The 21,866-nt window shown below is 71.6% G+C and carries 21 protein-coding genes; 17 read left to right on the top strand and 4 right to left on the bottom strand.

Going from position 1 to position 21,866, the window contains the following annotated elements; genetic code table 11:
* Nucleotides 1–249 precede the first annotated feature (249 nt).
* Complete coding sequence (locus AB0I79_RS57495) at nt 250–1,092, bottom strand: NAD(P)H-binding protein (RefSeq protein ID WP_357893517.1); 843 nt, start codon at nt 1,090–1,092, stop codon at nt 250–252.
* Between the two features lie 74 nt (nt 1,093–1,166).
* On the opposite strand from AB0I79_RS57495, the gene AB0I79_RS57490 reads away from it, so the two are divergent.
* The gene (locus AB0I79_RS57490) at nt 1,167–2,108 is read left to right on the top strand and encodes an AraC family transcriptional regulator (protein ID WP_357893515.1); all 942 of its coding nucleotides are present in this window, start codon (nt 1,167–1,169) and stop codon (nt 2,106–2,108) included.
* A gap of 301 nt (nt 2,109–2,409) precedes the next feature.
* The gene (locus AB0I79_RS57485; protein WP_357893513.1) at nt 2,410–3,714 is read left to right on the top strand and encodes a site-2 protease family protein; all 1,305 of its coding nucleotides are present in this window, start codon (nt 2,410–2,412) and stop codon (nt 3,712–3,714) included.
* A 471-nt stretch (nt 3,715–4,185) separates the two neighbouring features.
* Here AB0I79_RS57485 and AB0I79_RS57480 read toward each other — a convergent pair whose 3' ends face one another.
* Entirely contained in the window at nt 4,186–5,334 is a 1,149-nt protein-coding gene (locus AB0I79_RS57480) for a hypothetical protein (protein ID WP_357893511.1), read from the bottom strand.
* A gap of 547 nt (nt 5,335–5,881) precedes the next feature.
* Here AB0I79_RS57480 and AB0I79_RS57475 point away from each other — a divergent pair.
* Nucleotides 5,882–6,547 (top strand): GPP34 family phosphoprotein, encoded by a 666-nt coding sequence (locus AB0I79_RS57475; RefSeq protein ID WP_357893509.1) that lies wholly within the window; start codon nt 5,882–5,884, stop codon nt 6,545–6,547.
* A gap of 30 nt (nt 6,548–6,577) precedes the next feature.
* Here the strand turns inward: AB0I79_RS57475 and AB0I79_RS57470 are convergent, their stop codons facing one another.
* Nucleotides 6,578–7,612, bottom strand: coding sequence for a glycosyltransferase family 2 protein (locus AB0I79_RS57470; protein ID WP_357893507.1), 1,035 nt, complete (start codon nt 7,610–7,612; stop codon nt 6,578–6,580).
* Nucleotides 7,609–8,325: a CPBP family intramembrane glutamic endopeptidase gene (locus AB0I79_RS57465; protein ID WP_357893505.1), complete on the bottom strand. Its 717-nt coding sequence runs from the start codon at nt 8,323–8,325 to the stop codon at nt 7,609–7,611. Before AB0I79_RS57465 ends, AB0I79_RS57470 begins: the two co-directional genes overlap by 4 nt.
* Before the next feature lie 317 nt (nt 8,326–8,642).
* Between AB0I79_RS57465 and AB0I79_RS57460 the strand changes: the two genes are divergently transcribed.
* From AB0I79_RS57460 to AB0I79_RS57395, 14 genes are all read left to right on the top strand, one after another.
* Entirely contained in the window at nt 8,643–9,599 is a 957-nt protein-coding gene (locus AB0I79_RS57460) for an LLM class flavin-dependent oxidoreductase (protein WP_357893503.1), read from the top strand.
* A 33-nt stretch (nt 9,600–9,632) separates the two neighbouring features.
* Complete coding sequence (gene mpaB, locus AB0I79_RS57455) at nt 9,633–10,673, top strand: daptide biosynthesis RiPP recognition protein (protein ID WP_357893501.1); 1,041 nt, start codon at nt 9,633–9,635, stop codon at nt 10,671–10,673.
* Nucleotides 10,673–11,467: a daptide-type RiPP biosynthesis methyltransferase gene (gene mpaM, locus AB0I79_RS57450; protein ID WP_357893499.1), complete on the top strand. Its 795-nt coding sequence runs from the start codon at nt 10,673–10,675 to the stop codon at nt 11,465–11,467. The genes mpaB and mpaM overlap by 1 nt, the downstream gene beginning before the upstream one ends.
* Nucleotides 11,464–12,717 carry a daptide-type RiPP biosynthesis aminotransferase gene (mpaD, locus tag AB0I79_RS57445; RefSeq protein ID WP_357893497.1) on the top strand — a complete coding sequence of 418 codons (1,254 nt, stop codon included), beginning with the start codon at nt 11,464–11,466 and terminating at the stop codon, nt 12,715–12,717. The genes mpaM and mpaD overlap by 4 nt, the downstream gene beginning before the upstream one ends.
* Nucleotides 12,714–13,952 (top strand): daptide-type RiPP biosynthesis dehydogenase, encoded by a 1,239-nt coding sequence (gene mpaC, locus AB0I79_RS57440; protein ID WP_357893495.1) that lies wholly within the window; start codon nt 12,714–12,716, stop codon nt 13,950–13,952. The genes mpaD and mpaC overlap by 4 nt, the downstream gene beginning before the upstream one ends.
* A 23-nt stretch (nt 13,953–13,975) precedes the next feature.
* Nucleotides 13,976–14,143 (top strand): daptide-type RiPP, encoded by a 168-nt coding sequence (locus tag AB0I79_RS57435; RefSeq protein WP_357893530.1) that lies wholly within the window; start codon nt 13,976–13,978, stop codon nt 14,141–14,143.
* A gap of 17 nt (nt 14,144–14,160) precedes the next feature.
* The gene (locus AB0I79_RS57430; protein WP_357893493.1) at nt 14,161–14,319 is read left to right on the top strand and encodes a daptide-type RiPP; all 159 of its coding nucleotides are present in this window, start codon (nt 14,161–14,163) and stop codon (nt 14,317–14,319) included.
* 30 nt (nt 14,320–14,349) lie between these two features.
* A complete protein-coding gene (locus AB0I79_RS57425; RefSeq protein ID WP_357893491.1) occupies nt 14,350–14,529 on the top strand; it encodes a daptide-type RiPP in 180 nt (59 codons plus the stop codon).
* A 162-nt stretch (nt 14,530–14,691) separates the two neighbouring features.
* Nucleotides 14,692–14,868, top strand: coding sequence for a hypothetical protein (locus tag AB0I79_RS57420; protein WP_357893489.1), 177 nt, complete (start codon nt 14,692–14,694; stop codon nt 14,866–14,868).
* Complete coding sequence (gene mpaP, locus AB0I79_RS57415) at nt 14,865–16,499, top strand: daptide biosynthesis intramembrane metalloprotease (RefSeq protein ID WP_357893487.1); 1,635 nt, start codon at nt 14,865–14,867, stop codon at nt 16,497–16,499. Before AB0I79_RS57420 ends, mpaP begins: the two co-directional genes overlap by 4 nt.
* Before the next feature lie 19 nt (nt 16,500–16,518).
* Nucleotides 16,519–19,080 carry a class III lanthionine synthetase LanKC gene (gene lanKC, locus AB0I79_RS57410; RefSeq protein ID WP_357893485.1) on the top strand — a complete coding sequence of 854 codons (2,562 nt, stop codon included), beginning with the start codon at nt 16,519–16,521 and terminating at the stop codon, nt 19,078–19,080.
* Nucleotides 19,077–19,994, top strand: coding sequence for an ATP-binding cassette domain-containing protein (locus AB0I79_RS57405; protein WP_357893483.1), 918 nt, complete (start codon nt 19,077–19,079; stop codon nt 19,992–19,994). Before lanKC ends, AB0I79_RS57405 begins: the two co-directional genes overlap by 4 nt.
* A gap of 3 nt (nt 19,995–19,997) precedes the next feature.
* Entirely contained in the window at nt 19,998–20,729 is a 732-nt protein-coding gene (locus AB0I79_RS57400; RefSeq protein ID WP_357893481.1) for a hypothetical protein, read from the top strand.
* Between the two features lie 204 nt (nt 20,730–20,933).
* Nucleotides 20,934–21,851, top strand: a complete 918-nt coding sequence (locus AB0I79_RS57395) for an ABC transporter ATP-binding protein (RefSeq protein WP_357893479.1) — start codon at nt 20,934–20,936, stop codon at nt 21,849–21,851.
* The last annotated feature ends 15 nt before the right edge of the window (nt 21,852–21,866 follow it).

Genomic DNA, 21,866 nt, shown 5'->3' with positions numbered 1-21,866 from the left:
CACCCTGCGTTCCGCAAGTTACGGCACCAGCGCGAAGCGCGGTGTGCGTGGTACTTCGGCGCGACCCTCCCGCCCCCGGGGGTCCGGCAGGCGCTGCCCGCGCGCCTCGCACAGGGGGCATCGAATGCCTTCGCTGCGGCGGCCGGACCAGCGAACTCGATTCGTGTCGCGGAACCCGGCGCGGACGGCGTTCTGAGAAGGACGTTTCGCGAGAGGTTCCGGGAGCGAAGATCGACGACAGATCGGAAACTACATCGGTGATGAGTGGTTCCAGGCTCCGGCCGCGGCGGCCGTCTTGACGTAGTCGGTGAAGGGCCTCGGGTCGCGTCCGAGCGCGCGTCGTACGCCGTCGCCGACACGTTCGCCGGCGCCGTCGCGGATCCGGCCCAGAAGTTCGGCCACCAGTTCGGCCGCCTCGGCCGGCACCCCCTGAGCCGCCAGCGCGGCGGTGAACCGGGAGGTCTCCAGCGGCGTGTAGCGGATGCGCCGCCCGGTGGCCTGGGCGATCAGCTCGACGGCGGTGCGGAACGACAGCGGTTCTGGGCCGGACAGCTCATAGATCTCGCCCGCGTGGCCGTCCTGGGTGAGCGCCGCGGTCGCGACGTCGGCGATGTCGTCGGCGTCCACGAACGCCTCCCGGCCCTCCCCGGCCGGCAGCGCCAGTTCCCCCGACAGGATCGGCTCCAGGAACAGGTCCTCGCCGAAGTTCTGCGCGAACCAGGCCGGCCGCAGGATCGTCCACTCCAGGTCCGTCGCGCGCAGGGCGAGCTCGACCGGCTCCTGAAACGGGCACGCCGCGCCGGCCACGCCGCGTGCCGACAACAGCACCACCCGGCGGACACCGGACTGCTCCGCAGCCGCGAGGAACTCTCCGACGGTGGCCGCCATGACGGACTCGTTCATCGGGATGAGGTAGATCGCGCCCGCACCGGCCAGGGCCGGTTCCCAGGTGTCAGGGTCGGCGAAGTCGAATCTGGGCCAGCCGGAACGGGAGGCCGCACGGAGGGGGTGGCCGAGCCGGTCGAGCCGGGCGACGACACGGCGGCCGGTCTTGCCCCGGGCGCCGAGCACGAGAATGGGTGAGACGGACATGGAGCCAGCACATCAGGTGGCGCGGGAGACGATCCATGGCCATCCATCTTGTACGCATGTGAGATCGTCTCATCATGGATGTGCTGGAGGACTATCTCGCGGGTGTCCGAGCGCACGGTGCGGTCTTCTGCCAGTCGGTCGCCGAGCCGCCCTGGGCTGTGCGGTTCAGCGATCCCGCCCCGCTGGCGCTGGGCGCGATGCTTCGCGGCGAGTCCTGGATCGTGCGCGCCGGCCTCGAGCCGGTCCCGGTCCGGGAGCGGGGCGTCGTGCTGGTACGCGGCCTGCGGCCGTTCACCGTGGCCGATCGCCCGGACACGGAGCCCCAGGTCGTGATCAACGGTGCGGAGAACTGCTGGACGACGGCCGGCGGCCCGGCGACAGCCGCGGACAATCTCGTGCTGGGACCGCGCACGTACGGATTCAGCCCCGACGGCTCCGACCTGTTCGTCACCGCCGAGTACCCGCTGCGCGGCGACGTGTCCGAGCGTCTGCTCAAGGCGCTGCCGGAGGTGGCCGTCATCCCGTCGGAGCCGGAGTTCGCGCCGCTGCTGGACTTGCTGGCCGCCGAGATCGGCCGCGAGGAGCCGGGCCAGCAGGTCATCCTCGACCGGCTGCTGGATCTGCTGCTGGTCCGGGCCCTGCGGTCGTGGTTCGCGCGGCCCGGCGTCGAAGCTCCGCCCGGCTACCGGGCCCTCGCCGACCCGAGGATCGGGCAGGCGTTGCGCCTGATGCACGAACACCCGGCCCGCCCGTGGACGGTCGCGGTCCTGGGCGCGGAGGTGGGGATGTCGCGGGCGGTGTTCGCCCGCCGCTTCGCCGCGCTGGTCGGACAGCCGCCCCTGGTCTACCTCACAGAGTGGCGGATGACCATCGCCGCCGACCTCCTCCGCGCGCCCGGCAGCACCGTCGCCGCCGTGGCCAGAAGAGTCGGGTACGCCGACGGGTTCGCCTTCAGCAACGCCTTCAAGAGGGTGCGCGGCATGCCGCCCAGCGACCTGATCCGTTCCTCACGGTAGCGACCTGGCCGACCGGCAGGGCCACGTCCGCGAACAGGCCGCCTGCCAGGCCCGCGCGGCAAACTACTGCTCGGTGGGGTCGGCGCGGTGGGGTCGGCGTCGACGGCGCCGAAGCAGCTGCTGCCGTGGTTCCCTGCGCTGGATGGAAGGTCAGCCGCGACGGAGGAGGTCGTCTGCCAAAAGCATCCGGTACGGATGGTCTGGCCTTCTTGTGGTGTGGCTAGTGACTACATTGGAGCGCCGCACCTTTCGTCTCGTCCTTCACTTCTGTCCCTTGTCGTCTGCCGAGGAGCGCGCCTAGATGAACTGGCTCTACGTCGTGGGGATCATCCTCTTCCTCCTCGGCCTGATGGTCTCCATCGCGCTGCACGAGCTCGGCCACCTGGTGCCGGCCAAGCTCTTCGGCGTCAGGGTGACCCAGTACATGGTGGGCTTCGGCCCCACGGCGTGGTCGCGGCGCAAGGGCGAGACCGAGTACGGCATCAAGTGGATCCCGTTCGGCGGCTACATCCGCATGATCGGCATGCTGCCGCCGCGCCCTGGCGACGAGCCGGGCCGGCTCAGGAGCACGGCGACCGGCCCGTGGCAGGGCCTGATCGAGTCGGCCCGCGACGCCGCGATGGAAGAGGTGCGGCCGGGCGACGAGGGCCGCGTCTTCTACCGCAAGAAGTGGTGGCAGAAGGCCATCATCATGTCCGGCGGGCCGCTGATGAACTTCGTGCTGGCGTTCGTCTTCTCCGCCATCCTGCTGGTCGGCATCGGCCTGCCCGCCGATGCCCCGATCGTCTCGTCCGCCACCGACACGTGCCTGATCCCCGTCTCCGAGCAGCGCGCCACCTGCGAGCCCGGCGACCAGCTCACCCCGGCCGCGCAGGCGGGCCTCAAGCCGGGCGACCACATGGTCTCCTTCAACGGCGCCACGATCGGCTCCTGGGACAACGCCGTCCGCCTGATCCGCTCCCACGGCCCCGGCCCGGTCAAGCTCGGCATCGTGCGCGACGGCAAGCCGATGACGCTCGCCGTCACGCTCATCGCCCAGGACCGGCCCAACCTCGAGAACCCCGAGAAGATCGACAAGAACGTCGGCTTCCTCGGCGTGCGGCCCACCAGGGTGATGGAGCAGCAGAGCATCGGCCAGGTGATCGGCTACATGGGCGAGCAGACGTCCAGGGTGGCGGGCTCGATCTTCAACCTGCCGGAGAAGATGGTCGGCGTCTGGCATGCCGCCTTCTCGGGAGAGGAGCGCGACCCCGAGGGCCCGGTGGGCATGGTCGGCGCGGGCCGCTTGGGCGGCGAGATCCTGGCCTCCGACCTGTCCGACCAGGAGAAGATCGCCACCTTCGTCAGCCTGCTGGCCGGCTTCAACCTGGCGATCGGCGTGTTCAACCTGATCCCGTTGCTGCCGCTCGACGGCGGGCACATCGCGGGCAGCCTCTGGGAGGGGCTCAAGCGGGCCTACGCCAAGGTCATGCGGCGGCCGAAGCCCCAGTACGTCGACATCGCCAAGGTGCTGCCGCTGACGTACGCGGCGGCGCTGGTGATGATGATCATGGCAGTCCTGCTCGTCTACGCCGACCTGGTCAACCCGCTCACGCTGACGAACTGACGGACCGGTTCGTGAGGTTCGCCGGCCGCATGCGCGGAACGTACCCGACCGCGATCGCTCCCGGACGGGACGAGAGCGACGCGCGCCTGCCGATAATGCCGTCCGCACAGGTGAGGGCCTTGCATGTCTTCTCCTGGCGTGCGCGATCTCCGGCCACCAGGAAGGTACCAGTACGGCAGGACGATTCGCGGTGCTCCTTCGCCTGGCGACGGGACCGCCGCCCGTGGCGGCCGAAAGGAGCAGCAGGACGCCGACCCCGTCCCGTGCCAGAACCTCACACTCACATAAACCCTCCGCCGGGGATATCGGGCAACGGACGGGTGTCCGTGCCGGCCGATCGATCGTCGCGAGGCGCAGCTTCCGGGGCGGGGAAATTGTTCGGTGCCGCCCTTCACCACCGCAGACAATGCTTCGCGGTGACCGCGTACAGTACGGACTGCCGGGCCAGTGACCTCGAGTTGCCGGACCCCCTTAGAGCGGGCGCCAGGGCAACCAGTCTCGTTGCCTCGTCGTGGTTTCACAGGTGTAGAACAGTGTGCCGTTCAGACCCCGCCCGAACACGCAGTGCCTGCCGGAGGGAAGCGCGAAGACAGCCGGCGGTGCGCTGAACTTGCCGAGATCCCTCGGCGGGCCGATCGCATCCCAGCCGTCCACGAAGTGGTCCGTGATCCGCTGTCGTCGCAGGGTGAGATCGGTGAACCGGGCGTACATCACCGCGGCCCCGTCACGGCGGTCGCTGGCGCCGGTGACGCTCTCGACCCGCAAGTTGCCGAAGGTGCCCTGCCAGGGCTCGAACGTGCCCGGACGCACTTGTCGCGTCATCAGCCCGCCGAGACCGCCGGCGGTCATCACCACCGGTAGCCGCAGATCTCGTACGGTGTGCCAGGTGGCGCCCAGCCGTCCGTCGTGGAACTGCCCCTCGATCTGTCCTGTCCGCCTGAACGGGGGGTAGCCGCTCCCCGTGCCGAAGGTGTTGTAGACGTGCCGGTCCGTTCCCTCGATGAACACGTCCAGGCCGTTGCGGGCACGAGTCACCGTGGGGCTGCCGCGCATCGGTGCCGGACCTCCCACAGGGGTCCAGTCTGCCCAGTCCTCACGTCCGGCACCCGTGGCCACGGTGTGGAACAGCCGGTGGTCCAGCCCATGGACGAACACCTCCGGTACCCCGCTCGCGTTGAGCGCGACCGCGGGCGAGCCGATCACCTGGGCATCACGCAGCCTTTCCCAGCCGCACCACTCCCAGGGAGCGACGCACGCCCGCCGGTTGTGCAGAAGGAACCCGTCGGTGGAGCGGCCGAACACCTCCAGACTGCCGTCCGCGCGGCGCACCGCGGCGAGGCCGCCGGTGAAATGCGCGGTCCCGAGTGGTTTCCAGGTGCTCCAGTGATGAAAGTCGTCATCGTCCCAGTTCCAGCTGTGCTGGGCGATTCCGGCCTCGTCGACGACGAAGACCTCCAGGCGCTGCGCCCCACCCTCGTTGTTGTGGTTGAGCGCGATGGCGGGTGGGGCCCCGTTCGTGACGGGTGGGGGAGCGGCATGGGCGGCCCCGGCGGGCAGGGTGAGTGTGAGGAAGGAGGCCAGGACCGACCCCACCGCCGTGGCACGGATGATTCTCCGCATGAGCTGACCTTTCTCGTGGAGAGAAGCAAACGCTAACAGCAACCAATTCATCACTCTCGGCAAGTGTTCGTACTCAGGGCCACAAGAAGGTAACCCTTCGTCATGGCCTGGTCGGCGCCGGGAACCGCAGGCGCGTACGGCGGTCGGCCTCGGACAAGGTGCCTCATACGCGGCGATGACCAGGTGGACCCGGGGCCGGGTATCGAGCTTGGCCAGCAGGTTGCTGACGTGCGTCTGCACCGGGCCGAGGCGTTCGGTGATGTCGAGGCCACCAGCCGGCGACGGCGGGTTCACGAACTGCCTGCGCCCCGGGCGCCGCCTCGCCGAACGCCAACTCGGCTCCCACCAAAGCAAGATTCGCGCCCGAGGGGACCGGGCCTTCTCGCCGCCCTCCTGACATCACCGCCCCGCGACAGGAACGCCTGGCCGGACGCGTCGGCCGGTTCCTCGGCACCGTCTGCCCCGAGCAGATCGGGCGGCGCAACCTCAAGTGGCGCAAGAGTGCGGAAGGCGGGCAGGCGTAAGCGGCGCGGGCTAGGGTTTCAGCGTGGATATCACGATCGCAGAGGAACTGCTGCTTCTCTCCCACGACGAGGAGACCGGCAGGCCGAACATCAGTGAGGCCGCGGTGGACGTGACCCTGACCGCCGCCGTCCTCGCCGAGCTGACGCTCGCCGGCCGCTTCCGCTACGTCGAGGGCCGCCTGGAGGTCCTCGACCCGACGCCCACCGGTGACGACGAGCTCGACAAGGTGCTCCGCGACATCGCGGCGTCCAAGCCGCGCGAGACCAGGTTCTGGCTCGACCGGCTGACCAACCCCACGCGACGCTGGAACCTGCTGAAGCGGCTGGCCGAGCGCGGCGTGCTCAGCGAGGAGCACGGCAAGGTCCTCGGCCTGTTCCGTACCACGAAATATCCGGAACGCGACCCGGGGGTGGAGCGGGAGATCCGTCGCCGGGTACGCGACGTCCTCGACGGGGCGGCGCCCGATGAGCGGGTGAGCGTGCTGGTCACGCTGGTGGGAGCGTGCGGGCTCGGCCAGAAGTTGTTCCCCGACGCCCGCCCTGAACGGGTTGTGGAGATCACCGAAGGGCAGTGGACCGGCCCGACGGTCAGCGAGGCCATCACCCAGATCATGCACGCCATCCACACGGCGGTCCGGGTCAGCACCACCATGGGGATGGGCAACATCATCGCGGCGAGCGACAGCTAGGCCAGGACGCCGGAGGCGAGAAGGGGCCGGCTAGGTCAGGACGTCGGCGTACATCTCCAGCTGGTGTCGCATGATCCGGCGGTTCAGCGTGCCGATGCGGTCCGCGTGCTCCTGCGTGACGCAGGAGATCAGGTGCACCAGCGCGACGTGATCCTCGCGGGGGACGATCGCCAGGTCCGGCCAGAGCTCGCGGCCGCCGATCGGCGCGGCGGCCACCGCCTCGCGCAGCGCCTGGTCCACCTCCTGCGCGTCCGCCCGCCAGCCTCGCGGGATGACCAGCAGGCCGCTCTCCACCAGGGCGGCGTACCAGGCCCGCAGGTCGGTCTCCAGGGCCGAGCGCGCGGCGTCCACCCGGCGGGTGTCCTTGAGCGACCGGTACGCGGCCCGCGCCGCCCGCCCGTCGGGGAACCTGGCCACCTCCCACCCGTGCCGGGCGGTCACCCGGCTCTGCCTGGTGGACGGGTCGACCAGTTCGATCACGGTGGGTTCGGCCGCGGTGCGGCACCGTACGCCCGCGTCGGTCAGGCGCAACCACAGGTCCCAGTCCTCCAGCCCGCTCTCGCTCGTACGCCAGCCGCCCACCGACTCGGCCAGCCCCGCGACGTGCGCGACCTGCGAGGGCTGGAAGATCGCGTTCATGACCTGGAGCTCTGGGTGCCAGCAGAGCGTCAGCGGGGGAGTCACGTGCAGCACGTTGCCCGCGGCGTCCACCCGCGTCGCCCCGGTGGCGGCGAACCGCTCGCCCTCCAGCGCCCGCGCCAGGACCGCCAGGTGCTCCGGCGCCCACCGGTCGTCGTGGTCGAGGTAGGCGACGTATTCGCCGCGGGCCTCGGCGAGCCCGATGTTCCTCGGCCCCGAGGGGTGCCCGTGGCGATGGGTCCTGATGAACCTGACCCGGTCGTCCGCGCGGGCGAACCCGGCGACCACCTCGTCGGTGTCGTCGTCGCTCGCATCGGAGACGACCAGCAGCTCCCAGTCCCGCAGCGACTGCGCCATCACCGATTCGACGGTGGCCGCGATGGCCGGCCCGCGGTTGTAGGTGGGGCAGATGACCGAGAACCTCACGACTCCACCCGCGCGGGCTGCGCCTGGGGCTGCGGCGTGAACACCAGGGACCTGAGGTCGACCAGGACGTGCACCACGATCGGCGCGATCAGACTGCCGGTACGCAGGTAGAGCCCGGTGAACGCGATCCCGGCCAGCAGCGACAGCAGCGCTCCCGACAGGCCCTGGTAGAGGTGCCCGAGCATGAACACCGCCACCGCCACGGCCGCCGCGGCCAGCGGGCTGAGCCCGAGCGCCAGCCCCAGGGCGATGAACAGCCCCCGGTAGATCAGCTCCTCACAGATGCCCGCGGAGACCGCGACCCCGCCGGCCAGCCACCGCTGCCCAGGCGTGCGCGGCAGCAGGGCGGAGTAGGCGCCGGACCCCGGTACCTTCCCGCCGTTCCGGACCAGCCAGCGCATGAAGAACACCATCGGCACCATCGCGACGGGCAGCGCGACCGCGATGCCGTAGGTGAGGCTGGGGTCGTCGGGCTGCCTGATGCCCACACCCGCCAGATCCAGGGACGGCGACAGCCCCACCACCAGGAGGGCGACGGCGGCCAGCGCCCACAGCTCCACGATGCTCAGGGCGAGACCGCGCGAGAGCGGGGTGATGCCCTTCTCCAGCCGTTCATAGGAGCGGCGGCCGAGCAGCGGCGCGACGACGGCGAGATAGCTGATCAGGCCGCCCGCGAGCACCCATGACCAGACGACGGGGGATGGCATCGGCATCCTGACCTCCCTGGGGGCCTCGGCCCGGGAAGTACGGCTGGCGCCGGACGATGCAGGAGCCGAGCACCAGCCGTACATCGAACAATGGTAGACGTCCGCTGCTGCCAGCCTCGTCCACGCGGCCGGCGGGCCGTAGTCGCCGTCGTCACCGGTCCCGTGTGACATCTGTCATGTTCCTCGGTCACTTCCGGCTTGAACAGGGGAAACCGGCCCGTGGAAGCGGCCGGGGAAGCCTCGGGGAAGAGGCCGCGGAGTAAGACAAGAGCTCGGTCACGACGTGAAAACGACGGGGAGCGCAAGTGGCCAAGTATTCGGTAATGATCCCATTTGTTCCGCGACGGCCGGAGCAGATCCTTCCTTATGCGGCACTGGTCGAGTGGACCGCCGCGCACGCGTTGTGGCAGGGGCAGGCCACCCTCGTCGAGCCGCACCAGGGGTTCGTGTACGCGGCCGGCGCCGGTTTCCGGGTGCCGACCGGGCTCGGGGTGACGTTGATGCCGCTGCGCAACCCGTACGAGGCGGCGCTGCAGGTCCGCTCGCTCGCGATGGCCACCGGCGAGCCCGTGGTCGCCGGCTTCGGCCCGGGACCCATCTCCTTCCAGGAGAGCCTGCTCGGCGAGCGCTATCCGAGCCAGCTCGGCGCGATCCGCGAGTACGTCACCGCCGTCCGCGGGCTGCTGGACGGCGGCGTGGTGGACGTGCACGGGGAGTACGTCCAGTGCAAGGCCATGCTCCCGCCGGCCGTGTCGCCGCCCATCGAGATCGGCCTCGGCGTGCTCAGGAAGAACATGGCCAAGCTCGCGGGTCAGCTCGCCGACGTCGCCATCACCTGGCTCACCCCGGTCGACTACCTCGCCGAGACCGTCATGCCGGCCCTGCGCGAGGGCGCGGAGGAGGCGGGACGCCCGGCGCCCCGGCTGGCGGCCATGGTGCCCCTGGCGGTGGCCAGGCCCGATCGCACGCCCGCCGAGCAGGCCATGGCCAGCAACGCCCTGCACCTTCAGGCCCCCCACTACGTGGACATGCTGCGCAAGGCCGGGCTGGACGTCACGGGCAAGGACCCGGCCGCCGACGCCAAGGCCGCCGTGGCCGGTGGCGCGTTCCTCAGCGGGGACCTCGACGAGCTCGTCGCCGCGCTGAAGGAGTACGAGCGGGCCGGCGCCGACGAGATCATCCTCAACCTCACGGGGGTGTTCAACCTCCAGGGCCAGAAAGAAACCATGAACGAGCTGAAGGCCCTGCTCGGGGCGCTGGTAGGTGGCACGTTCAACTGAGCAACCGTTCAACAGAAGGGACGGGGGAAGACGTTGGCCGGGACGAAGCGCCTGCTGATGCAGTGGGCGACGGGGCAGGCGGGGACCGCCGCGCTGCCAGAAGAGGTATCCGCGATTGTTCTGGAGAACTCCGACCACCTGACGACGGTCATCGAGTCCGGCCTGGCCGGCCCGGAAACCGTGATCTTCGTTCCTGACGGGCCCGGGGACGCCTCGGGGCCGGTCGTGGTGCCGTACGAGGGCTCGCTGAGCGAACCCGGCGCGGAGATGTCGCTGTCGGAGTCGTTCTTCCTGCAGACGCAGGAGTACGCGACCAGCGAGTACATGTCCGTGATCGGGCCCACCGCCATCCGGGTCTTCGGCGAGGAGGACTTCGAGCTCTACCTGTCCGACGCCGACCGGGCCCTCGCCGAGGGCCACTTCGCCGAGTTCCTCATCCACCCGACGGTCCGCCTCGCCGACGCCCCCGCCCTCGGCGCCGGTCCCGGCCCGGCCGCGGGCCCTGGGCATGACGGGCCGCGGCTGCGCCTGTACGCCGGCCCCGACGGCGAGCTGTCCACCTCCCCGACCGGACTGCCCCTCGGCAAGGTCGGCGACGACCTGGCCGTCCTGACCGCCGCGTGGCACCGCGTCAACGCGGGCAGCGACCGGCCCTGCGCCGTCTGCCTGGGTGCGGCCGTCCCTGAGGAGCCGCGCGCCGCGGAACTGGCCGCCCGCCCCTGGCTCGGCCGCTACCTCGCGGCCCTGGCCGCCATCCGGGACCTGACCCTGCGTGGTGCCTCGGGCGTGCGGGTCTCCGGCTTCGGCGGCCGGCTGGCCACCGCGCTGGAGCCCATGGCCGCCCCGGCGGACCTGACCAGGCCGGACCTGCCGCTGTTGTTGTGGACCGACGACGCCGCCTACGTCCATCAGCCGTGGCCCGCCAGGACGTTCGAGGTGGAGCACCGCGCGGGTGAGCTGGCCGAGGCGCTGCTGGCGTGCGGCTCGATCGAGGCCGCCGCCGAGCACGCGGACCCGGCCGGCCTGCGTACCGTCACCGACTACTTCGCCAAGGCGGGGGTGCGGCTGACGTGATGCTCCGGACAGACCTGCCACGTCAGGCCCGGGAACTGGTGACGGAGCTGGGCGAGCGCGCGGTCGTGTGCGACATGTACGACCTGACCGGCTCGGCCGTCTACCACGACGTCGCCGGCACCGACACCCACGAGGTGCGCGAGCTCATCACCCTCGTCCGCCGCGTTCCCGGCCCGGTGCTCGACCTCGCGGCCGGCTCGGGCCGGCTGACGCTGCCGCTGCTCGCGCTGGGCAGGCAGGTGACCGCGGTCGACCTGTCGGAAGGCATGCTGGCCCTGCTGGCCGCCCGCCTGGAGGAGTCTCCCGCGCGCCTGCGGGAGCGCTGCACGCTGGTCCGGGCCGACATGCGGACCTTCACCTCGCCGCGCCGCTTCGCCGTGATCGTGCTCGGCACGTCGTCGATCTCCCTGCTCGACGCCGACGGCCGCGCCGCGTTGTACGGCACGGTCCGCGAGCACCTGGCGCCCGGCGGCCGGTTCGTCCTGTCCACCGTCGAGCTCGACGCCGTGGACGGCCACGAGGTCGAGGTGCCCTTCGTCGGCGTCAGCGGCACGTCGTACCGGTTCTTCGAGCGCTGGGACCCCGGCGCGGGCCGGCGCGTGGTGGCCATCTGCCCGGCCGAGCCGCTGGACGGCCCGGTCACCGTGGCCACCAGCACCGTCGCCGTGGTCCCCGCCGACCGGCTGGAGGCCGAGCTGGCTCAGGCGGGCCTGGCCGTGCTCTCCCGGCACGCCCTCGGCGACGCCGGTGCCAGACACCGCGACATCCTCCTGGAAGCGGAGGTGAGCCAGTGACCGCGCCGCTGTGGCCCGCGCTGCTGACGACGGACCAGCAGGGGCTCGACGAGCTCTGCGCGGTCTCCGCGAAAGGGGTACGGATCCGCTTCGCCGACGGGCGCGAGCTGCTCTGCGGCACCAGCGGGCTGTGGAACACCAACCTCGGCTACGGCAACCCCGCGATCGCGGCGGCCGTCTCCGAGGCCCTCGCCGAGGCGTCCTACCTCAACGTCTTCCGCTACGAGAACGACTACGCGCGCCGCGCCGCGGCCGCCCTGGTCGAGCTGTGCGGCGCCGACCACTACGCCAGGGCGGTGTTCTCCACCTCCGGCGGCGCCGCCAACGACCTGGCGATGAAGCTCGCCCGGCACTACCACGCGCTGAGCGGCAACGACCGGCGCAAGCTCGTGGTCGGGCTCAACGGCGGCTACCACGGCATGACGTTCGGCGCCTTCGCCCTGACCGGCGAGGACTTCGGGCAGCGGCTCTACGGTGTGGACCAGCGGCTGGTCCGGCACGTCACGCCGAACGACACCGGCGAGCTGACCCGGCTGCTGGAGCGCCAGGGCGCCCAGGTGGCGGCGGTCGTCGTCGAACCGGTGCTGGGCAGCGGGGCCGTCCCGCTGGCCGGCGAGTACGTGGCCGAGCTGCTGCGGCTGCGCCGCGAGCACGGGTTCCTGCTGGTGGCCGACGAGGTGGCCACGGGCTTCGGCCGTACCGGCAGCTTCTTCGCCTCCCAGGGCTGGCCTGAGCCGCCGGACCTGCTCCTCGCCTCCAAAGGCCTGACCAACGGGGTCAGCGCCGCCGCCGTGGTGATGGCCTCCCGGCGGGTGGCGGCGGCGTTCACCGAGGCCGGCGCGGTGCTCGCGCACGCGGAGACGCAGGCGGGCACGCCGCTGACCTGCGCGGCGATCCTGGCCACCATCGGTGAGATGCGCCGCCTGGACGCGGTGGCGCTGGGCAGGCGGGTCTCCGACCGGCTCGATGAGGAGCTGGCCGCACTGCGGCACCCGATGGTCGCCGGGACCTCCGGCGTGGGCTGCTTCCGCGCGATCAAGCTGCGTACGCCGGACGGCGCGGAGCTGCCGCAGGCCGAGGTGCCCGCCGTGGTCGCGGCGGTCCGCCGCGCCGGGGCCATCGTGCACCCGGGCGTCAACGGCGTGCAGCTCGTGCCCGCGCTCACCTACACGGACGCCGACCTGAGCGAGTTGTTCGGCTGCCTGCGCGCCGGCCTGTCGGCCTACAGCGGCAGGGAGGTCCCGGCATGACACAGCAGAGCACGCAGTGCCTGACCCGTACGCTCTTCGGGGCCGACGGCCTGGCCCCGTGGCTGGCCGCGGGCTCCGGGCGGCGGGTGAGCCTGCTCGTCGATCCCGGCGTGCTGGAGAGCGAGATCGTCTCCCGCGTCCGCCGCCAGGTCGTCAAGGCCGGCCGCGAGGCGGAGCTGACCGTCCTGCCCGGCCCCGGCACCCTGGCCGGCGTCCTGGACCTGGCCGGACGTCTGCGGGGGATCGAGCTGGTCGTCGGCGTCGGCGGCGGCTCCCTGCTCGACCAGGCCAAACTGCTCACCCTGCTGTACGAGCGCCCCGCCGCGCGAGCCAGGCTCTCGGTCCCGCAACGCAGCGGCATGACCGTGCTGCCGCAGGGCACCGAGCGCGCCGTACGACTCGTCGCGGTCCCCACGACCCTGGGCACCGGCGCCGAGCTCAGCACGGTGGCCTGCCTGGAATACCCCCAGGGCAAGCGGCTGGTCTCCGGCGAGTGCCTGCGGCCCGACATCGCGGTGCTCGACCCGGTCGCCACCGACACCCTGCCGGCCGAGCTGATCTCCGAGGGCGTGCTGGAGGCGCTGTTCCGCCTGGTCAGCCTGTACGCGGGCGACCACGCCGACCTGCCCACCGAGGACGCGCTGGCCGAGGCGGTCGCCGTACGGCTGGTCACGGCCGGGCACCAGGTGCGGCGGGCGCGGAGCAGCGGGCGGCCGGTGGACCGCGCGCTGCGGCTGGAGATCGCCAAGCTGAGCGGGCTCACCCACCAGGAGTGGATCCACCTGGGCCGCACCGCGTTCGCCAACAAGGGCTGGCTGATCGCCAACGAGGTCTCGGGCGTGCTCGGCGTGCGCAAGATGCGCGCCGTCGCCGCCCTGCTGCCGCCGCTGTGGCGGGCCATCGCCGGCGGGGAGCGGCGGCTCGGCTCCGCCAGGCGGCTGGCCAGGCTCTGGCCGGTGCTGCGGGCCGTCGATCCCGCGGGACTGCCGGGCGACCCGGCCGACGGGATGGCCACGCTCATCGACTCGTGGCTGGTGGAGCGGCGGCTGAGCGCCGGCGAGGACGCGCTCGACGCCATCGCCGCGCGCATCGTGCGCGCCTGGGGCGCCGGGCTGCCCATGCTCGGCGGCCTGGCCAAGGACGAGGTACGGCGGTTGCTGGCCGAGGTGATCCGCACACCGGATGCCGTGGCCGCCCTGCCCACCAAGGGCTCCCGCGGACAGGCCGCGGGCTGACAGGAAGGAGAGGAGGTGTGGCGATGGACATGGCGGCGACCTCCAGCCTGACTCCCGCATTGGAGCTAGGCATGCAGGAACTCGAGGCGATGGACGCTCCCGGATTCTGGTCCGGCTTCAAGCAGGGGGTCGTCATCACCCTCGGGACGCTCGTCTTCGCCAGCGCGGTCGCCAGCGCGGCGGCGACCTGACATCGAAGGAGAGGCACATGAACGAACTGGCGATTGCCCCGCTTGAGCTGGGCATGCAGGAGCTCGAGGCGATGGACGCCCCCGGATTCTGGTCCGGCTTCAAGCAGGGGGTCGTCATCACCCTCGGCACCCTCGCCTTCGCCAGCGCGGTCGCCAGCGCGGCCGCGGCGACCTGACATCCGGTTTTCCCGAGAGGAGGAATGCACATGAACGAGTTGGCCAACGCCCCGCTTGAGCTGGGCATGCAGGAGCTCGAAGCCATGGAGGCTCCCGGCTGGGGGACCTTCTGGGGAGTCGTCACCGGCGTCTCCGTGACGAGTGTCGTCGGCACGGCGGTCTCGTACGGCGTGACCGCCGTGATGAGCAGCATCAGCGTCATCACCTGAGCGCGCTGATCACTGGATGCGGCACTCGGTCTCGAGCTTGAGATGCAGGAGCCCGAGGCGGACGTAGCGGCATAGCACACAGCGGTGGCGGCGGTCGTCCGCCGCCACCGCCCGCCCTCGATCCCGCTCGGAGAAGGAATTCCCGCTCGGAGAAGGAAAGGAATGAGCAACGTGTCCACGGTGTGGTTGATCATCGCGGCTGGAATCTGTGTCGTCGCGTTCGCCCTGGTCGCGAACAGCAGCCTGGCGGGGATCACGCAGATCGTCGTGCTGGCCGTGCTCGGTGTCGCGGCTCTGGTCTGTTTCGCGCTCCTGGTCATGAATGCGACCGGGCGGTGACCGTGAAGCTCGGCAGGAGGGAACGGGAGGAGCTGGACCCGGCCATTCCCGCCCGTCCCCGGCTGGCCGACGACGTCCAGGTGCACGCGCCGGAGCACGAGGGCGCCCCGTGGATCATCCAGCGCGGCCCCGGCCGCTACATCCGGGTGGGCGCGGACATGGCGCGGCTGGGCCGCGCGCTCGACGGCGACCGGGATCACGCCGAGCTGATGGCCGACCTGGGGCCGAAGTGGACGCCGCAGGCGCTCGGCTACGCGCTGGGCGAGCTGCAGCGGATGAAACTGCTGGACGACGGCAGCCGCGGCCGTAGCGCCACCGCCCCCTGGGTGAAGTACGTGCCCCCGCTGACCTTGCAGATCACCCTGCTGCGTCCGGCCCGGTTGCTGGCCTGGTGCCGGCCGCTGCTGGCGGCGCTGGCCAACCGCTTCTGGGCGGTGGTCGCGGTGGTGATCGCGCTGGCCGGGCCGGTGAGCCTGGCGCTGAACGGTGGCGCGCTGGCGCAGGCGCTCGGATCGCCGTTGCCGCTGAGCGTCTACGCGTGGGTGGCGGCCGGCTCGTACCTGGTCATGGTGGTGCACGAGCTGAGCCACGGCGCGGTGCTCAGCCACTACGGCGGGCGGCCGAGCCGGATGGGCGTCATGCTGCTCTACCTGCTGCCCGCGTTCTTCTGCGACGTCTCCGACGGCTGGCGGCTGGGGCACAAGGAGCGGCGGGTGCGGGTGGCGCTGGCCGGGGTGGCCACCCAGTTCGTGGTGGCGGGCGCGGTGGCCGTCGTGGCGCTGCCGACGGGTGAGGCGGCCTTGCTGGTCTTCTCCGTCGTCACCTACACCAGCGGGCTGCTCAACCTGCTGCCGTTCATCAAGCTCGACGGCTACCTGGCGCTGATGAGCCACCTCGACATCTCGGACCTGCGCAAGCGGGCGATGATCGACGCCCGCCGGCTGGTCACGAGGCTGCTGTTCGGCGGCACCTACCCGGTCGAGCTGCCGGGGCTGCGGTGGGCGGTGCCGTACGGGCTGGCCTGCCTGGTCTTCCCCGTCTACCTCGTCGGGGTGCTGGCGTTGTCCCTCTGGGGCGAGCTGCTGCGCGGCCTCGGCCTCCTCGGCACGGTGGCCATCTCGGTCGTCGTGCTGCTGCTGCTCGGCCGGCTGCTCGTCGGGTTCCTGCTGCGCGTACAGGAGGCCAGGACGTCGGGAGCGTCGGTGTGGCGGATCGGGGGCGTGATCGCGGTGCTGGCCTGCGGGCTCACCGCCGTGCTGATGACGGTGCAGGTGCCGTACGTGATCTCGGGCGGCTACCACTACCGGCAGGGGCAGCTCGAACTCGTGGTGCCGGGCGGCGACGAGGCGATCACGCGGGGGGCGCAGGTCCGGCTGCTGCGCAACGGCGTGGTCCTGCGCGAGCAGGTGGGGTCGGCCGTGGTCGCCTCCGCCACGGCGTCGAGCACGACCGTTCCGATCTCGGCGCTGCTTCCGATCCGCGCGGAAGGCACCCTGCCGATGACCGTGTCCGCCTACCCGCTGACCGTGCGGGAGACACCGGGAGAACGCAGCGGCGCGGCGCGGGTCGACGCCGGGTCCAGGCCACTCGGTGAGTGGCTCGTCGCGACGTACCTGCCGCTCACCTGGTGACGGGGAGAAGAGAAGAGCGATGGAGTTCATCGAGTATCTGCGACACTGCCCGCCGGGAGAGCCCTTCTACGACGTCGTCGAGCCGCCGGCGGCCGCCGAGTTCTCCCACGACGCGGCCACACCCATGCCCGCGGACTGGAGACGCGACGACAACGCCGACTGGATCATCTTCAACGCGCCCGTCGAGCGCGTACAGCGGCAGGGCTGGAAGATCCACGTCTCGGCGACCATGGAGAACGCGGCCCGCATCCTCGCCAAGGTCTGGGACTACTGCGTCGCGCACCGCGTCAGCTTCAAGTACCTCCGCTCGGAGACGGTGCTGCGGCGGCGCAACGGCAAGTACGCCGACCGCGGCAGCGCGGGCAAGTTCGCCACCCTGTACCCGTGTGACGACCAGCAACTGGAGAAGATCCTCAACGAGCTGGGCGACCTGCTGGACGGGGAGCGGGGCCCGCACATCCTCAGCGACCTGCGCTGGCGCTCCGGGCCGCTGTACGTCCGCTACGGCGCCTTCGTCGAGCGCACGATCCAGAACGAGTACGGCGAGACCGTCTACTGCATCGAGGACCCGGAGGGCAAGCTGGTGCCCGACGTCCGCGGCCCGTCCTTCCGCCCGCCCCCGTGGGCCGAGCTGCCCGACTGCCTGACCGAGGCGCTGGCCGCGCGCAACCGGGGTACGCTGCGCGACTTCCCCTTCCGCGCGACCAAGGCCTTCCACTTCTCCAACGGCGGCGGCGTCTACTACGCCACCGACACCCGTTCGGGCGAGGTGGTGGTGCTGAAGGAGGCCAGGCCGCTGGCCGGGCTCGACCAGGAGGGACGCGACGCCGTCACCCGCCTGGAGCGCGAGCACTGGGCCATGGACCAGCTCGCCGGCCTGCCCTGGATCCCTCGGGTGATCGACTACCGGATCGGCCACGAGCACTACTTCCTGGCCCGCGAGCACGTCGAGGGCGAGCCGCTGGGCCGGGAGATCGCCCGCCGCAACCCGCTGCTGCGGCCCGACCGCTCCGCCGCGGACTTCGCCACCTACACGGAGTGGGCGCTGAACATCCTGCGGCAGGCCGAGGAGGCCGTGGCCGCGATGCACGAGCGGGGCGTCGTCTTCGGTGACCTGCACCCGGCCAACATCCTGGTCCGCGCCGACGACAGCATCGCCTTCATCGACCTGGAGGGCGCCACCGAGGCCGACAAGAACCTGGTCCAGGTCATGGCCGCGCCCGGTTTCGTGGCGCCGCCCAGCTACACCGGCGTCGAGGTGGACCGCTTCGGGCTGGGCTGCATCCGGCTGGCCCTGTTCTGCCCCATGACGGCCCTGCTGCCCTGGGGCGCCGACAAGGGCGGGCAACTGCTGGACCTCATCACCACGTACTTCCCCGTTCCCGCGGACTTCGCCGAGCAGGTACGCCGCGACCTCGGCCCCGCCCCGCACTGGAACGACCTGGTCGCCCAGCCCGCCGACCGGCCGCCGCTGGACTGGCCGGAGCCTGGGCCCGCGGCCTGGCCGGGGTTGCGGGCCGCGATCGCGGACGGCATCGCGGTCACTGCCACGCCGGAGCGTACGGACCGGCTCTTTCCCGGCGACATCGCGCAGTTCCACCTCCCGGGTGGGGGGGCCGCCTTCGCCCACGGCGCGGCCGGTGTGCTCTGGACGCTCGCCCAGGCCGGCGCGGACGTACCGGCGGAGCAGGTGGACTGGCTGGTGCGCCGCTCGCGCGAGGGGAGCGTGACACGGCCCGGCTTCTACGACGGGCTGAGCGGCGTCGCCTACGCCCTGGACCGGCTCGGCCGCACCGCGGAAGCGCTGGAGACACTCGAACGCGCGGCCGCGATCCCGCTGGACCGGGTGCCGGGCATCGGGCTGTACTCCGGCCTGGCCGGGACCGGGCTGACGCTGCGGCACTTCGGGCGGGACTGCGGCGCGGTCACCGAACTGCTCATCGAGCGCCTGCCGCTGAAGTCGGAAGGGCCGCCGCCAGGCCTGATGCACGGAGCCAGCGGCGCCGCGCTGCTGTTGCTGCGGCTCTACGCCGAGAGCAGGGAACCCGCACTGCTGCGGCACGCCGAGGCGGCGCTGCGCCGCGACCTGGCGGTGATGGGCGTGGGCACGGGCCTGCCCGCGCCGATCGGCGCCCCGTGGCGCGAGCCGGTCCTGGAGCTGGGCGGCGCGGGCGTGGCCATGGCGCTGCGGCTGCTGATCGAGCACTACCCCGACCCGGAACTGCTGGAGGTGCTCGACGACCTCCACCGCGCCCTCGGCGACCACGTCGTCACCGGCGCCGGGCTGTTCGCGGGCAGGGCCGGGGTCATGCTGGCGCTGGCCCGCCTGGGCGAGCGGCCGGACTCGCCCAGGCTCGCCCGCCACCTGAAGCACCTCGCCTGGCACGGCGTGCCGCGGGACGGTCACATCGCCTTCATCGGGGAGCAGGCGCTGCGGCTGTCGACCGACCTGGCCACCGGCTCGGCCGGCGTGCTCCTCGCCCTGCACACCGCCCTGGGCGGCGGCACCGGTCTCCCGTTCCTGGAACCCGCGGCCACCCGCCACGACACCTGCACAACGACACAACAGGAGATCAGATGAAACCGATGTTGAGGGCAGAGGGCCTCACGAAACGGTACGGACCCGTGCTCGCGGTCAGCAACGCCAGCTTCGCCGTGCGCTCCGGCGCGATCACCGGCTTCCTGGGGCCCAACGGCGCCGGCAAGTCGACGACGATGCGGCTCTTCCTCGGCCTGGACCGGGCGAGCAGCGGCTCGGCCCACATCGACGGCAAGCCGATCCACGAGTGGCCGGTGCCCGCCCGCAAGATCGGCGCGGTGCTGGACACGCAGTGCGCGCACCCCAGCCGCCGGGCCATCGACAGCGTGCGGTGGGCGGCCAGGCTCGCCGGGGTGAAGGACAACCAGGCCGAGGTGCTGCTGGAGCGGGTGGGCCTGTCCGCGGTGGCCGGCAAGCGGGCCGGGCGCTTCTCGCTGGGCATGCGGCAGCGGCTGGCGCTGGCCATCGCCCTGGTGGGCAACCCCGAGGTGGTCATGCTGGACGAGCCGATGAACGGGCTCGACCCCGAGGGCATCACCTGGATGAAGGGGCTGCTGCGGCAGTTCAGGGACCAGGGCAGGACGGTGTTCGTCTCCAGCCACCTGCTGGCCGAGATGGAGGACCTGGTCGACGACCTGGTCGTCATCGCGCAGAGCAAGATCGTCGGCGCTGGCGCGGCGCAGGCGTTCATCCAGCGCTTCCAGACGCAGACCGTCAGTGTGCAGTGCGACAACCCGCAGGCGCTCAGCGCCGCCATCACCAGCGCGGGCGGCCGACTCGTCAGCATGGCCGACGCGCAGCGCCTGCAGGTCACCGGGCTGGAGCCCGACGCGGTGGGCCAGCTCGCCAAGAGCACCGGCGTCGCGATCTACGAGCTGCGCGAGGAGCGGAGCCTGCAGAAGGCGTTCAGCATGGCCACGGCCGAGAAGGCCGAGATCAAGGGAGAGGTGGGCTGAACCATGGGTTTCGCCGATCTGTTGTCCGCTGAGATCATCAAATTCCGTACCCTGCGCAGCTACCTGATCACCGCGGCCGCGGCCATCGTGGTGGCCGGCCTCGGGGGCGCCATCATGGGCGGCTCGATCGACGAGCAGGGCAACATTCCCGGGCTCGGCACCTCGGTCCAGGTCATCACGCTGCCGATGGAGGTGGTGATCTACGCGATGCTGGTGCTGGGCGTGCTGGTCGCGACCGGCGACATGCGCAGCGGCACCTTCCGCATCACCTCGGTCATGGCGCCGTGGCGCAACCGGGTCGTGGCCGCGAAGTTCTCGGCGGCGGCCGCCGTCGCGCTGGTCGTCACGATCATCGCGCTGGCCGCGGCCTGGGTGGGCGGGCTGATCACCGGAGGTGGCCGGTTCGACCCGATGGCCGGTGACGGCCTCATGCTCATCCTCACCCACCTGGTGGCCGTGCCGCTGGCGACCGTGCTCGGCGCGGCGGTCGGCATGCTGCTCAGGAACACCGCCGGAGCCATCTCCGCGCTGCTGATCTGGGCGCTGGCCGCCGAGGCGGTGCTGGTCTACACGATCCCGGCGGAGGTGGTGGCGTTCCTGCCGTTCAAGACGGTCGGCGCCGCCGCGGCCAACCTCAGCCTGGGCGCGCTGCCCGGGCTCGGCATGTTCACTCTGTACGTGGCGATCGCGGCGGGCCTGGCGTTGTACCTCCACCAGCGTCGTGACCTCGGCTGATCGTGATCGGGCCGCGGGACCTCACCCGAGGTCGCGCGGCCCCAGGCCCGCTCCCAGTGTTGACACTATGTTGACCTTGGTGTTTATATGTGCCCAAAGCTAACTGCTTTTGGGTAATCGCACTGTTACGGGGAATTGTGGGGGCTTGACCGTGTCCTTGACGTCCCGGCTTCCCGTCGCAGAGGAAGTGGGGTTCCGTCGCGCATGGGGGCGATTCTGCAGGCGGAGAACCTCACGAAACGATTCGGCTCACTCGAGGCCGTCAAGAGTGTGAGCTTCTCGGTGCGGGCCGGCGCCATCACCGGTTTTCTCGGGCCCAACGGCGCGGGCAAAACAACGACGCTCCACCTTTTTCTCCAGCTCGTCCGCCCCACCTCCGGCGCCGCGCTCATCGACGGCAGACCCCTGCACGAATGGCCCGTTCCCGCCCGCAAGGTCGGCGCGGTGCTGAACGGGGAGTGCGCCCACCCCTCCAGGCCGGCCGTCGACAGCGTCCGCTGGGCCGCCCGGCTGGCCGGCACGACAGCCGACGCCGAGGAACTGCTGGCCAGGGTCGGCCTCGCCGACGTGGCCGGCCGGCGCTCCGGCTCCCTGTCCCACGGCATGCTGCAACGCCTCGCGCTGGCCATCGCCCTGGCGGGCGATCCGGAGATCGTCATCCTGGACGAGCCCATGAACGGCCTCGACCCCGAGGGCATCACCTGGATCAAGGACGTCCTGCGCGACCTGCGCCGGCAGGGCCGCACCGTCTTCATCGCCAGCCATCTGCTGGCCGAGCTGGAGGACCTGGTCGACGACCTGGTGGTGATCGCGCAGGGCGAGATCGTGGGCAGCGGCTCCGCCGCGGCCTTCGTCGACCGGTTCCAGCCCCACACCCTCAGCGTCCTGTCCGACCAGCCCCAGGAGCTCGCCACCGCGGTGAACGGCGCCGGCGGCCAGATTCTGGAGATCAACGGGCAGCGGGTCCTGATCAACGGCCTGGTCTCGGCTCAGCTCGACAGGATCGCTCGCGACGCCGGCATCGCGCTGTTCGCCCTCACCGAGGAGGGCGGCCCGCCCATGGTCTCCACCACCGCCACGAACCTCCTGGCCGGGTCGTCCCCCGACGCCGAGCAGGAGTGACCCCCATGCCCGGTC

Source organism: Nonomuraea sp. NPDC050202, from assembly GCF_040656115.1.
Classification (GTDB): Bacteria; Actinomycetota; Actinomycetes; order Streptosporangiales; family Streptosporangiaceae; genus Nonomuraea.
Note: the sequence above shows the minus strand (reverse complement) of the source record. Positions and strands in the feature narration are given on the sequence as shown.